The sequence below is a fragment of the Clostridium thermobutyricum genome (assembly GCF_000371465.1).
In the GTDB taxonomy this organism is placed as follows: Bacteria; Bacillota; Clostridia; order Clostridiales; family Clostridiaceae; genus Clostridium; species Clostridium thermobutyricum.
Genome location: NZ_KB850956.1, coordinates 65,023 through 78,780 on the forward strand (window position 1 = coordinate 65,023; position 13,758 = coordinate 78,780).

Consider the following 13,758-nt stretch of genomic DNA (forward strand, 5'->3'; position numbering starts at 1 on the left):
AAATATGAGGATATTGAAATTTGAAATAGAAAAAGTTTTAAAGACAAAAATACTTTGGGGATTATTAATAGTATTTCTAGCTTTTAATATATTAAATATAGTGAATATGAGTTATATGAAGAATGATGTAAATCTATTAAATAAAATAATAGATAAAGTAGGGTTAGAAATTAATGATAATAGTAAACAAGAGCTTAAAGTATTTTCAGAAAATGAAAGTTTGAAAGCGATAGAAATAATAAATAGGAAGACAAATTCAAATTTTAAAACATTAGAAGAAGCCTTGAAAATTTTAAATGATACAAGTAAATTTTCACAAGATGAATTAGATTATATATTTGAAGCATCAATAATTGAAAATTATTACTTAAGTATAGAAGGATTAGAAACTAAGTATAATAAGATAGATATTTTATCTAAAGCGGAAGAGACTGTAGCTAAATTGAATTTAACAGGTATAGATAAAAAATTATATTTAGAGGGTAATGAAAACTTTGCAAAAAGACTTGAGGAAATAAAAAATAACAATGAAAATATGACTTTCTTTTTTAATGAAAGCTCATATGGAATGCATAGAAATTTATTTAAAGATATATTAGAAAATATTTTTGTGCAAGGAGTTATTATAGTACTTATTCTTACAAGTTTTCTATACAACTATGAATTTGAAAATAATACAAGCCACTTAGTATATTCATGTAAAAAAGGAAGAGGAGAAAAAGAAAAGCTTTGGGCTTCAATAATATGTTCAATAATTTTTATAACTATATTATTAGTAATACCACTTTCAATATTTTTCACGGTATTTGATTACTCAAGAGTGTTTAATAGTTCAATAGATAGTATTTTTAATTGGGGTTCAATATGGCCACATTTAAGTTGGTATAACCTTACTGTAAAAGAATTTTTAATTTTAAATATAGGGGTTATTTATATAGTAAATATTATGATTTCAATAATAACTGGAATATTCAGCAGAAAATTTAAAAACACATATATAACATTTTTTGTATTTGCGTTATTTTATGGAATTATATATTTAAATCCAAGTATTATTAATTTTAGTTTTTTATTAAAGACTATTGCTACATTTACTCCTATTACTCTTATTCATAACATTCAGTTTTCATTTACATTATTTAGTACAGTTATACCAACAAAATATTTTGAAATAATTACTATTATTTTATGGATATTTATATTAACTATAGGATATAAAATTTCAAGTAGAAAATTTAAAAAAGAGGATATATAAATGAGAATTATATTAAATGAGATAAAAAAGATATTTAATTTAAAAACAATATTTATATTGATTTTAGGAATAGGAATATTGTATAAAATTTTCCCAAGCTCTTATGTAGAGTATTTTCCAAATGGTCAGCCTGCTACTGGTATATATGAAGTAATGAAAGAAATGCAACTTAAATATGGAAACACTTTAGATAAAGATGAGTTTAAAGATTTTAAAACTAATTTTAGAAATGAAAAGATAAAATTGGCTGATAAATATTTAAGTAATAATGAAGAGGCGAAAAAGTTAGGTATAGAATCTTATTCAAAATTAAAGACTGAAGCAGAAGATGGATTATTTGATGAGCCTAAGGATAAAAGTGATATTACTAAATTGTATGAACATATAATGTTTAATAAAAATTCAAAAGAGTTTTGGTATTTAAATGCTATAGATTATATAATAGAAAGATATAATAATAAAGGCTCAGATCAAATTGAAAATAAACCTGAATGGTTTAAGAATCGATATAAAGAAATATATAGTAGACCTCAACCTATAATATATGATGATATTATACGTAATTATAATGTATATATTGGAGGTATATCACTAATCATTATAGCATCTATAATGTTTGCACTAGGTTCTGTATTTATAAAAGATAAATCATTAGGTGTAGATTATATTCAATATTCAAGTAATATAGGAAGAAAAATAATTAATAAAAAAATTATTGCAGGATTAATTTCATCTATAATATTAACTACAGTAATATTAGGAACAAGCCTTTTAATATATTTTATTTCAAATGGTACGTCAGAATTTTTTAATACAAACATAAATAGTATTTTTTCATATGAATATATAATAGACATAAAATATCTTCAATATATAATTTTAACTATAATTATTATTTATATAATAGCAATATCAACAGGATTACTAACAATGTTTATATCTAATATGGGGAAAAATTATATTCATGTGTTAAGTATAGGGGTTCCATCTTGTGCAGTATTAATTTTTATATCAGAAAAAGTTGTTATAAATGATTTCTTACTTTTATATCGTATTCAAATTATAGTAATAGGATTACCTATAATATTAATTGCTTTAGGAATAATACTAGCATTAAGAATTAAAAAAAGTATTAAAAAAAGAGATATTTTATATTAGTTTTAAAGCTACAGAAAATAAAAATTTTTCTGTAGCTTTTTTTATTAATCTATTTTTTCTATCATAGCTTTTAATATTGTAGTTGAATTTTTAACTCCAATTGGAATGAATTTTTCATAGTCCATGTGAGCACCATTATTTGCATTATCAGAAATTGATCTGATTATTACAAATGGAATTGAGTTTAAATAACAAACATGTGCTATACTAGCTCCTTCCATTTCACATGCAGCAGCACCAAATTCACTTTCAAGCCATTTTATTTTATCAACACTTGCTATGAATTGATCTCCTGAAACTATTCTTCCTGAGAATGTATTAATTTCTTTTATTTCATCACATGCAAGTTTAGCTAATCTAACTAATTCCTTATCACATGTGAAATCAAATGTATCAAGTCTTGGAATTTGACCATGTGCATCTCCAAAAACTGTAGTATCCATGTCATGTTGTACTAGATTTTCAGCTACTACTACATCACCAGGATATATGTCTTTTCCTATTCCACCAGCTACTCCAACATTTATAACGCTGTTAACTTTATATTCTGAAATAAGTATTTGAGTACATACAGCTGCATTAACTTTTCCTATTCCTGATACAACAGCAACAACATCTTTTCCCCACACTTTACCTTTGTGGAATGTCATGTTAGCTTTATGTGTTTTTTCTTCAATTTCCATATCATTTAAAAGAAGTTCAAGCTCTTCGCTCATTGCGCTAATTATTCCTATAACCATAAAAAGTACCTCCAAGTTTAAATATAAGCTTTTAAGCCTTAAATAATATTATAAAATTAATAATAGATTAAGTAAACATATATAAAGTTAATTAAATAAAAAACAAATTAAATTTCTTGTATATGGTTAAAATATAAAATAAAATAAAGGTAAAATATTTTTACACATAAAGGAGAAAAAGAAATGGCGCAACATGCATTATCAAGAACAGAATTACTTGTAGGCCAAGAAGGTTTAGATAAATTAAAAAAAGCTAAAGTTGTAGTATTTGGAGTTGGAGGAGTAGGAAGTTTTACAGTTGAAGCTCTTACTAGAGCTGGTGTTGGAAATTTAATTTTAGTAGATGATGACACAGTTTGTTTAACTAATTTAAATAGACAAATTCATGCTACATATAACACAATAAGTAAAGTAAAAGTTGATGTTATGAAAGAAAGAATACTTAGTATAAATCATAAATGTAATGTACAAACTTTCCAAAGTTTTGTTACTCCAGAAAATGTAGCAGAATTTATACCAGAAGATGTTGATTATGTTGTAGATGCGATAGATACTGTTTCAGCTAAAATTGCACTTGCAAAATATTGTTATGAAAATGATATAAAAATAATAGCTTCTATGGGAACAGGAAATAAATTTGATCCAACTCAATTTAAAGTAGCAGATATATTCCAAACAAAAGTATGTCCATTAGCAAAAGTAATGAGATATGAGTTAAAAAGAAGAGGAGTTAAAAAATTAAAAGTTGTTTATTCAGAAGAACTTCCAACTAAACCAAGAACAGAAGATGTTGTAACATGCAAAACAGGGTGTGTGTGTACAGGTGGAACAAAAAAATGTGCTGAAAAAAGACAAATTCCGGGAAGTATTTCATTTGTTCCTCCAGTAGCAGGAATGATAATTGGTGGAGAAGTTATAAAAGGAATTTTAGGAATAGAAAAATAATTGTGGATAACTTTTACTTGTCCACAAACAATAAATTCATTAAATTTACCAATAGTGATTAATATTAACAAGAAAATATTAAATTCTACAAAATATATATACAAGATATAGTGTGATCACTTAAAGTTATTAACAACATGTTGATAAAATTGTGTATAACTTTATCAAGATAATTAATATTTAATGATTAGATATGAAAATATATATTGATAAATTTTGATAAAAAAAGACAGGGCTGATTCAAAATTTCTTTTGAGTCAGCCCTAAATTTATGATTGTAAAGTCTTGTAATAACTTTACCATAATATATAATAGTCTTATAAGAAAATTAGCTTAGGAGATAGGATTATGTCATTGAAAAATAATGTAAATATATCCTTAAGTGGTGGGAGTAAAACTGAATATATTATAAGGGATAAAAATAATATAAGCATAGGAAGATTCGAAATTAAAGATATGAATCATGAAAACCAAAAATGTGATGTTAAGCTTAAATTTTATAGAGAAGATGACTATAATTTATTAAGAGAAACTTTAGAGCTAATATTAAGTGCCACTTTTAAGGATAAAAAAGTTTATAAAGTAAATATAATAATTAATGAGGGGATTAAATTATCTCCGTTTTTAGACATTGGATTTATTTTGGAAGGAATAATTTCAGATAATGCAATTTTGAATGGAAGTAGGAGAAGTGATTTAATGTTTGGAATAAATAGAGAAGATTTCAGATATAAAAATTGCGAACCTATAATAAAATTACAAGGAGAAAATATATACTTAAGAAATTTAACTCCAAACGATTCGGAAGAAATTTTAAACTATTATAATAAGAATAAGAAACATTTAGAAAAATTTGAGCCTTCTAGAGATAAAGATTTCTATACTTTAGAAACACAACAAAGTTTATTAAATGAAAGTTATAAGCAATTTTTAAATGGGACATCATATGAGTTAGGGATAATTAAAGATAATAAAATAATCGGAAAAATAAGATTATCTAATATAGTATATGGTGTGTTTAAAAGTGGAATTTTAGGATATTCTATTGATGAAGATTTTCAAGGAAAAGGTTATATGAAAGAAGCAGTTAAATTAATTGTTGAATATGCTTTTAATGATTTAGATCTACATAGAATAGAAGCTTCAGCTTTAGTCAGAAATGAAAGATCTAAAAATGTTTTATTAGGTTGTGGTTTTGAAGAATTGGGAATAAATAAAAAATATTTATTCATAAATGGAATTTGGGAAGATCATATAACATTTTATAAAGTTAAATAATCTATGGTAGGTGGTGAAAAAATGAAAATATCTCTTAAAAATGATATGGTATTAGTAAAAGTATTTAACAATAATATAATATTAGTTAAATCTAGTGGGAGAGAAAAAATATTATTTGAAAAAGGGATAGGATTTGGTAAAAAAATTGGAGCCATGATAAAAAAGGGAACAGAAGTTGAGAAAATATTCATAATTGAAAATGAACAAAATATACAAAATTTCAATAAAGTAATAGAAAGAACTGATGAAAAGCTTTTAGCTTTATTTGAAGAAATAATTTATGATATATCAGAGGAGATAGATGAGGAATTAAGTGAGAATATTCATATAGGGTTAGTTGATCATTTATCTTTTGCAATAAAAAGGTTAGAAAGTAAAGAAGAAATACAAAACCCATTTTTAATCGAGATAGAAACATTATATCCATTAGATTTTTATTTAGCTGAGAAAGCAGCTAGAAGAATAGAAAAAGAAATTGGAGTAAATATCCCAGATGGTGAAATTGGATTTATTGCTCTTCATATACATTCAGCTAGAAATAATGGCAAGCTATCTAATACAGTTAAATATAGTTATTTAGGAAATCTTATAATAAAATATGTTGAGGATGAGTTAAATATACAAGTAAAGAGAAGATCTTTAGATTATGCAAGGTTTTTAACTCATATGAGATTTGCTATAGAAAGAATAATAACTAAAAATCCGATTGAAAATGATTTAAGAGGAATTATAAAATCAAAATACAAAAAATCATATAAAATTTCAGAAGAAATTGGTAAAATACTATCAAAAGAATTAAACACTGAAGTTAGTGAAGATGAAATAGCATATATAGCAATGCATATAGAAAGATTTAAAGTATCATTTGATAAATAGATACTAAAAGGTAAAGAATTAAAAATAAATTCTTTACCTTTTTTAGTAGAAATATTAATAAACAAATCTTTTATTAATATTAATGAAAGTAATAAAATTCATAGAATAGTATTTAAAATATGAGAAATAGTTTTTATCTATTTAAGCATTATATATAAGAGAATTACTCATAGAATTTTAAAAAAAAATAAAAAAAATTCAAAAAAATGGTTGTAATTTTTTTTAGATAATAATATAATGTAATAGAAGAAAATAATAATGAATTAATTAATAGCGTGTAACCGTTTTACAATATAATGGGCATTAGCTAGAAAGGTCTAAAAGAAGTATATCTTTTAGTTCTTTCTAGCTTTTTTTATTTAAAAGGGTGACATGCTTATAAAAGGGGGAAGAATTTATGAAAATTTTAGGTTCTTTACAAAAGCTAGGAAAAGCTTTAATGACTCCTGTTGCTTGTATGCCTGCGGCAGCACTTTTACTAAGGTTAGGAGCTCCAGATGTTTTAGACATAGCATGGATGAGTCAAGCGGGATCAGCTATTATCGATAATTTAGCAATAATATTTGCAATCGGAATTGCAATAGGATTAGCTAAAGAAAATAATGGTGTTGCAGGACTTGCAGCAGCAGTTGGCTATTTTACAATTAAAAATGTTGCCATTTCTTTTAATGATAAGATAGACATGGGAGTTTTAGCTGGTATTATAGCTGGAGTAGTAGCAGGATATCTCTATAATAAATTTAAAGATATTCAATTACCACAATTTCTCGGCTTCTTTGGAGGAAAGCGTTTTGTACCAATAGTAACCTCTGTTATATGTATGATTATTGGAGTTATTGCTGGTTTTATATGGCCAGAAATTCAAGATGGAATAAATGGATTTGGAAATCAAATGGTTGCATTAGGAGCTGTAGGAGCAGGAGTATTCGGTATTCTTAATAGATTACTTATACCATTTGGGTTACATCACGTGTTAAATACAATATTTTGGTTTGAATTTGGAACTTTTACAAATCCAGCTACTGGAGAATTGGTTAAAGGTGATATAGCAAGATTTTTTGCAGGAGATCCAACTGCTGGGACTTATATGACAGGATTCTATTTCATAATGATGTTTGCATTACCAGCAGCATGTATAGCTATGATAGCAGCAGCTAAAAAAAGTAAAAGAAAAGCTGTTACAGGAATGCTTTTAAGTATAGCATTCACAGCATTCTTAACAGGAATCACAGAACCAATAGAGTTCACATTTATGTTCTTAGCACCAGTATTATATGGATTCCATGCAATAATGACAGGGATAGCCTTAGCAGTAGCCAATATATTAGATTTAGCAATGGGATTTGGATTTTCAGCAGGACTTATTGATTATTTATTAAGCTTTGGAATATCAAAAGGACCTATAACTATAGCTTTAGTAGGGTTAGTATTCGCAGCAATATATTTTGTAGTATTCTATTTTGTAATAAAGAAATTTAATTTACCAACACCAGGTAGAGAAAATGATGATGCATTAGAAGATGAAGGACAAGTCTCTTCTTTAATTGCAAAAACAGATATTGATGATAAAGCTGAAAGAATTTTAGAAGCATTAGGAGGTCCCAAAAATATAGAATCTTTAGATGCTTGCATTACAAGAATAAGATTAACATTAAATGATTCAACAATAATAGATGAAGAAGAACTTAAAAATATTGGAGCTAGTGGAGTTATGAGATTAGATAATAAAAATATTCAAGTTATAGTAGGAACACTAGCAGATCCACTAGTTTCAAGAATGAAAAAAATAATGAATTAATACTTTATAGTTTGAAAAAGGAAAAGATATTTAACATTTTAGTTCCCTTAAAAGTGCCAAACCCTGATAAAAAAATATCTTTTCTGAATAAATTTATAGGAGTTATCAATAAGATAACTCCTATTTTTATTAATAAATTTATTTTAGAAATAAAAAAATAAAATTAGAAATAGATATTATAAATTTTTAGCATAAATAAAAGAGATATCAAATTTGATATCTCTTTAAATATGTTAATTAAACTGTATATTCAATAATAGATGTTTGACCAGCAACAGCATCTCCATTAGCGATAGGAGTTAAGCTCTTAGTAGCATCAACATTTGTGATAAGAACAGGAGTAACTAGTGGGCATCCTTTGCTTTTTATAAGTTCTCTATCTATTTTTAAAATTGGAGTTCCAGCTTTTACAGTAGTTCCTTGTTCTATTAATTGTTCAAAACCTTCACCATTTAAAGCAACAGTTTCTAATCCAACATGAACTAATAATTCAATTCCATTATTTAATGTCATAGCAAATGCATGTTTAGTTTTAAAAATTAAAGATACAGTTCCATCAGCAGGGGCAACAATTGTATCTCCAGTTACATCTATTCCAATACCATCTCCAGCCATTTTTTGAGCAAATACAGGATCAGGTATTTCTGATATAGGCACTATTTTTCCAGTTGCAGGAGCAATTAGACTTAATTCGCTATCTTTTTTGTTTTTTTTGAAAAATCCAAACATATTAAAATCCTCTCTTTTCATATCTATAATAATTATTTTTACTTAAGGCAAATTTATATAAAAAAAGACATAAGTCTTCTAAGAAAAGAACTTATGCCTGACTATTACTCAGTAACACGTTAATCTAATTATAAAATTAGATAGTTAAATTGTCAATAATAAAATGAACAAAGTTTTAATAAAATAGAAACTTATTATAAAATATTAAGTTTATTTAACCAACATAGGTTTATAATAGAAAAAATAAAGGTTTTCAAAAATAAAAATTTGACAAAGTTCGACTAAAATATTAATATAATGTTACTAAAATTAAAGTAATCGGCGTGTAACCAAAAATAGGCATTAGCTGAAAAGGATATACAAGAGGTATCTTTTTCAGCTTTTTTTATTAGCCGAAATTTGGAAGTGACGATTGAATATATATTTTTGGAGGTAAATTTATGGCTAGGGGAAATAGCAAAATTTTAGGTTCTTTACAAAAGCTAGGAAAAGCTTTAATGACTCCGGTTGCGTGTTTGCCAGCAGCAGCACTTTTATTAAGATTAGGAGCACCGGATATATTAAATATTCCTTGGATGAATATAGCTGGAAAAACTATATTTGATCATTTACCAATATTATTTGCAGTAGGAATAGCAATAGGATTGGCAAAAGAAAATAATGGAGTTTCTGGGCTAGCTGCAGTAGTAGGATATTTTGTACTTACTGATGTAGCAACTTCATTTAATAAAACAATAAATATGGGAGTTTTAGCTGGAATTATAGTAGGTATAATTGCTGGACTTTTATATAATAAGTTTATAGATATACAACTACCACAATTTTTAGGATTTTTTGGAGGGAAACGTTTTGTCCCAATAATAACATCTTTGATTTGCTTAATATTAGGATTAATAGCAGGGCAAGTTTGGCCAATAATTCAAAATGGAATTAATGGATTTGGAAATAGCTTAGCATCAGCAGGGGCTATTGGAGCATTTATATTTGGTGTATTAAATAGATTACTTATACCTTTTGGATTACATCATGTTTTAGATACAATATTTTGGTTTGAATTTGGAACATATACAAATCCACTTACAGGAGTTCATGGAGATATAGCAAGATTTTATGCTGGAGATCCTACTGCTGGAGTTTATACTACTGGATTTTATCCAATAATGATGTTTGCATTACCAGCAGCATGTATAGCAATGATATTAGCTGCTAAAAAAGAAAAAAGAAAAGCAGTTACTGGGATGTTATTAGGTTTAGCATTAACATCATTTTTAACTGGAATAACAGAACCTATTGAATTTGCATTTATGTTTTTAGCACCAGTATTATATGGATTCCATGCAATAATGACTGGTTTATCTTTAGCAGTTACAAATTTATTAGGAATTAAAATGGGATTTGGATTTTCGGCAGGATTTTTGGATTATATATTAAGTTATGGAATATCAACAAAACCACTATTCCTTTTACTAATAGGAGTAATATTTGCAATAATATACTTCTTAGTTTTCTATTTTGCTATTATTAAATTTAATATTCAGACACCAGGAAGAGAAATAGATGGAGATATTTTAGAAGATGAAGGACAAATGAAAGAAAAAGTAAAAGTAACAAAAGCTTCATCTATAGAAGAAAAAGCAAAATATGTACTTGAAGCTTTAGGTGGAAAAGAAAACATAGAAAATATAGATGCTTGTGTAACAAGAATAAGATTAGTAGCAGTAGATGCAAATAAATTAAATGAAGCAGAGTTAAAAAGATTAGGTGCAAGTGGAGTTATGAAATTAGATTCTAAAAATGTTCAAGTTATTTTTGGAACTTTAGCAGATCCACTAGTAACTCATATTAAAAAAGTAATGTAAAAACAAAGAGAGCTTTTAGCTCTCTTTATTTTTTTAATGGGTATAAAGGAAATTCTTCATTAACTATATTAATCAATTCATCTTTACTAATACCTCTAATAAAGCATTCTGCTCCAAGAGAATTTATAAAGGACTTTAAAGACTCTTTAAATTCATTGTTAGATTTATTAAGATTTAGATTTACAAAGGCACCTTTACCTGGTTCTATTTTTATAAATCCATCTTTTTTTAATATAGAATAACTCTTATTTACTGTATGCATATTAACATCTAGATAAGAAGCTAAAACTCTAACAGAGGGAAGTGCTTCTCCTTCCTTTAAATCACCATTAGCTATCATATTTATAATTTGATTTTTAATTTGAATATAAATAGGTTCAAATTCATTTGGATTTAAGTTAAGCAGTTAATTTACTGTTATCAGAACAATAAAATTGTTTTGTAACAGTTTCACCTCCTTTTGAAATAATATATAATGATTTTAACATAAGTATATATTAAAAAAGTAAAAATGTAAATATATGGAAAATGAAAGGGGGATATACTTGAAAAATTTAAGATTAGAAGATGTGAAAGAAAACATATTATATATTGAAGATATAAATGAAGGACTTAAAAGTTTTAATAATGGAATATTGACTTTAAAATCTGATGAAACTTCAGTGGTAAACTTTAAAAATTTCTTATTAGAGTTAGATAATGAATTAATAGTAGATTATTATGGTAATAAAATAAATGATATAGCATTTGAAAGAATGATAAATGTTTTAGAATATGAAGAAAAGCTGTATTTAAAAGAAATAAAAGAAAAATATTCAGAAGAATTATTTTTTTATAATATAGAAGAAAAATTTTTAGAGATAATATTAAAACTTTCATTAGAAGAAATTTTATTTAGTTCATTTTATATAAAAAATGAAGTTACTATATGGGGAAATTATAATAAAAAGTTTATATTATTTTTTAAAGATAAAAATAAAGAAAAAATATATAAAGATATTGCAGAAAAAAATAATCTTATATTAGAAGATATAAGATATATTTGATAAGAGAGGTAAGGGGATTGAAGCATATAAGTATATTTATGGCGTTTTTTGCAGGTGTAGTATCATTTCTATCACCATGTGTTTTGCCATTAATACCAGCATATATTAATGTTTTAACTAAACAAGATAAAAGAAAAGATATAGTCTTAATAAGAAGTATTTTATTTGTATGTGGCTTTACATTTGTATTTATTATAATGGGAGCCTCAGCAACTGCTTTGGGAAAATTATTTCAAAATAATATTAATTTGTTTAGGATAATATCAGGGATAATTATAATTCTATTTGGAATATATACATTAGAGATAATAAAAGTTGGAAGCTTGTACAAAGAAAAAAGATTATTTAATAAATTAAATGATTTAGGTCCATTTATAATGGGAATTGCCTTTTCAGCAGGATGGACTCCATGTGTTGGACCTATTCTAGGAAGTATAATAGTTTATACTTCAACAAATGCAAATTTAAATGGAATATTTATGTTAGGGTTTTATTCATTAGGACTAGGAGTTCCATTTATATTATGTGCATTATTAATAGATAAATTTATATTTGTTAGAAAATATATATACAAATACATGAGCCTTATAAAAAAAATAACAGGAATTTTAATGATAATAATAGGTATACTTATGATTACTAATAAATTAGTAGTATTTATAGGAATACTTTCTTAGGGGGTAATAATGAAAAAAATAATAATAGGAATAATAGTGATATTTTTCATAATTGGAGGAGTTCAGATTTATAGAGAATCGTTAAAGAAAAAAGCACAAGAAGACATAAATAATACAGAGTATAGTAGCTCTATAAACAATGGAAATATAAACGAAGAAAATTGGGATGTTAAGCCAAAGGATCTTGAAGTTCAAAGTACAAATCCAATAGGAGAAACACCTGACTTTACTTTAGAAAGTATTAAAGGAGAAAAAATATCTCTTTCACAATTTAAAGGAAAAGAAATATTCTTGAATTTTTGGGCAACATGGTGTCCTCCTTGTCAATTAGAAATGCCTGATATAGAAAAGTTATATCAAAAATATAAAAATGATAAGGACTTTGTTATACTTACAATAAATGTTGGAGAATCTAAAGAAAAAGTGATGAGTTATATTAAAGAACACAATTATAATTTTGAAGTGTTATTAGATACTAATTCAGATATTTCACTAAAATACAAATCAAGATATTTACCAACTTCAGTTATTATAAATAAAGAAGGAGAAATAACAAATTACAGAAGTGGTGCTATGGATTTTTCACAAATGGAAGAGTTTAAAAAAGAATAGAATTTTAAAACCTCATGCAACTAAAACATGAGGTTTATTTTTATACTAAATATAATTTATTTTTTAGAATAAGATTATGAGATAAAAAATAATAAAGATATGAAAATTTATAAAATCAAATTTAAATTATAATTTTAGAACTTGATATATATATATTTATTTTATATTGATATAAAAAAATTAATTGATATAAAAATTTAATTGATATAAAAATATATATTTATATGGATATAAAATGATTTAGATTTTTATATTTAAAATAATAATATCAAAATTTGATTATGTTAAAACTTCAAAAAAATAAAATATTTTAATTCAATAAGAAAAATATTAATTGATATAAAAATGATATATATTATAATAAGTGAACAAAATAAGTATTATAATTTAATAAAAAATGAATGAGATAAAGAAAAAGTATTTATACTCTTCCTAGTGTATCATGAATAGAATTTTGTCGAAAAAAATAGATATAATTAGTAAATTGAAATTATTTAAAAAAATAAGATTAAAATAAAAGTATATAATTTAAAAAAGGTGTTATAGTAATAAATGTCTTAAGGACAAGCACATAAACAAAGTGATTTGAACTTAAGATTTGATAGTTAATTAAAATATTTTGAGCATTTAAAAAAAGTGTTGACAATATTTAAATTAGATATTAAACTAAACAAGTCGCCAAAAGCGATGAGAAAAAATGGTCTTTGAAAATTGAACAGAATAATATATAAGCAAACTTAAACCAGCAATTCTTTTATAAGTAAGTTTTAAGAGCTAAAAGATTA

General features: G+C 25.1%; 13 protein-coding genes. 10 read left to right on the forward strand and 3 right to left on the reverse strand.

The features are described 5' to 3' along the window. The first annotated feature begins 4 nt into the window (after nt 1-4). The gene (locus HMPREF1092_RS00350; protein WP_002596587.1) at nt 5-1,255 is read left to right on the forward strand and encodes a hypothetical protein; all 1,251 of its coding nucleotides are present in this window, start codon (nt 5-7) and stop codon (nt 1,253-1,255) included. Further along, on the forward strand, nt 1,256-2,413 hold the full coding sequence (locus tag HMPREF1092_RS00355) for a hypothetical protein (RefSeq protein ID WP_002596588.1): 1,158 nt from the start codon (nt 1,256-1,258) through the stop codon (nt 2,411-2,413). 44 nt (nt 2,414-2,457) lie between these two features. Here the strand turns inward: HMPREF1092_RS00355 and HMPREF1092_RS00360 are convergent, their stop codons facing one another. Further along, nucleotides 2,458-3,153, reverse strand: a complete 696-nt coding sequence (locus HMPREF1092_RS00360; protein WP_002596589.1) for a 5'-methylthioadenosine/adenosylhomocysteine nucleosidase — start codon at nt 3,151-3,153, stop codon at nt 2,458-2,460. A gap of 183 nt (nt 3,154-3,336) precedes the next feature. On the opposite strand from HMPREF1092_RS00360, the gene HMPREF1092_RS00365 reads away from it, so the two are divergent. From HMPREF1092_RS00365 to nagE (HMPREF1092_RS00380), 4 genes are all read left to right on the forward strand, one after another. Further along, nucleotides 3,337-4,098, forward strand: a complete 762-nt coding sequence (locus HMPREF1092_RS00365; protein ID WP_002596590.1) for a tRNA threonylcarbamoyladenosine dehydratase — start codon at nt 3,337-3,339, stop codon at nt 4,096-4,098. Between the two features lie 348 nt (nt 4,099-4,446). Continuing rightward, nucleotides 4,447-5,376 (forward strand): GNAT family N-acetyltransferase, encoded by a 930-nt coding sequence (locus tag HMPREF1092_RS00370; RefSeq protein ID WP_002596591.1) that lies wholly within the window; start codon nt 4,447-4,449, stop codon nt 5,374-5,376. A 21-nt stretch (nt 5,377-5,397) separates the two neighbouring features. After that, the gene (glcT, locus tag HMPREF1092_RS00375) at nt 5,398-6,252 is read left to right on the forward strand and encodes a glucose PTS transporter transcription antiterminator GlcT (RefSeq protein WP_002596592.1); all 855 of its coding nucleotides are present in this window, start codon (nt 5,398-5,400) and stop codon (nt 6,250-6,252) included. Nucleotides 6,253-6,649: 397 nt separating this feature from the next. Beyond that, nucleotides 6,650-8,050: an N-acetylglucosamine-specific PTS transporter subunit IIBC gene (gene nagE / locus HMPREF1092_RS00380; RefSeq protein ID WP_002596593.1), complete on the forward strand. Its 1,401-nt coding sequence runs from the start codon at nt 6,650-6,652 to the stop codon at nt 8,048-8,050. A gap of 237 nt (nt 8,051-8,287) precedes the next feature. Here nagE (HMPREF1092_RS00380) and HMPREF1092_RS00385 read toward each other — a convergent pair whose 3' ends face one another. After that, nucleotides 8,288-8,779, reverse strand: a complete 492-nt coding sequence (locus tag HMPREF1092_RS00385; RefSeq protein WP_002596594.1) for a PTS sugar transporter subunit IIA — start codon at nt 8,777-8,779, stop codon at nt 8,288-8,290. Between the two features lie 440 nt (nt 8,780-9,219). Here HMPREF1092_RS00385 and nagE (HMPREF1092_RS00390) point away from each other — a divergent pair, with 440 nt between their 5' ends. Next, a complete protein-coding gene (gene nagE, locus HMPREF1092_RS00390; RefSeq protein WP_002596595.1) occupies nt 9,220-10,638 on the forward strand; it encodes an N-acetylglucosamine-specific PTS transporter subunit IIBC in 1,419 nt (472 codons plus the stop codon). Between the two features lie 25 nt (nt 10,639-10,663). On the opposite strand, the gene HMPREF1092_RS00395 is transcribed toward nagE (HMPREF1092_RS00390), so the two are convergent. Further along, nucleotides 10,664-10,978 carry a GntR family transcriptional regulator gene (locus HMPREF1092_RS00395; protein WP_002596596.1) on the reverse strand — a complete coding sequence of 105 codons (315 nt, stop codon included), beginning with the start codon at nt 10,976-10,978 and terminating at the stop codon, nt 10,664-10,666. A gap of 205 nt (nt 10,979-11,183) precedes the next feature. On the opposite strand from HMPREF1092_RS00395, the gene HMPREF1092_RS00400 reads away from it, so the two are divergent. From HMPREF1092_RS00400 to HMPREF1092_RS00410, 3 genes are read left to right on the forward strand one after another with little or no spacing between them, the layout of a single operon-like run. Further along, nucleotides 11,184-11,684 (forward strand): hypothetical protein, encoded by a 501-nt coding sequence (locus HMPREF1092_RS00400; protein ID WP_002596597.1) that lies wholly within the window; start codon nt 11,184-11,186, stop codon nt 11,682-11,684. Between the two features lie 38 nt (nt 11,685-11,722). Further along, entirely contained in the window at nt 11,723-12,361 is a 639-nt protein-coding gene (locus HMPREF1092_RS00405) for a cytochrome c biogenesis CcdA family protein (protein WP_051070330.1), read from the forward strand. Nucleotides 12,362-12,370: 9 nt separating this feature from the next. Further along, entirely contained in the window at nt 12,371-12,973 is a 603-nt protein-coding gene (locus HMPREF1092_RS00410) for a TlpA family protein disulfide reductase (protein WP_002596599.1), read from the forward strand. Nucleotides 12,974-13,758 lie beyond the last annotated feature (785 nt).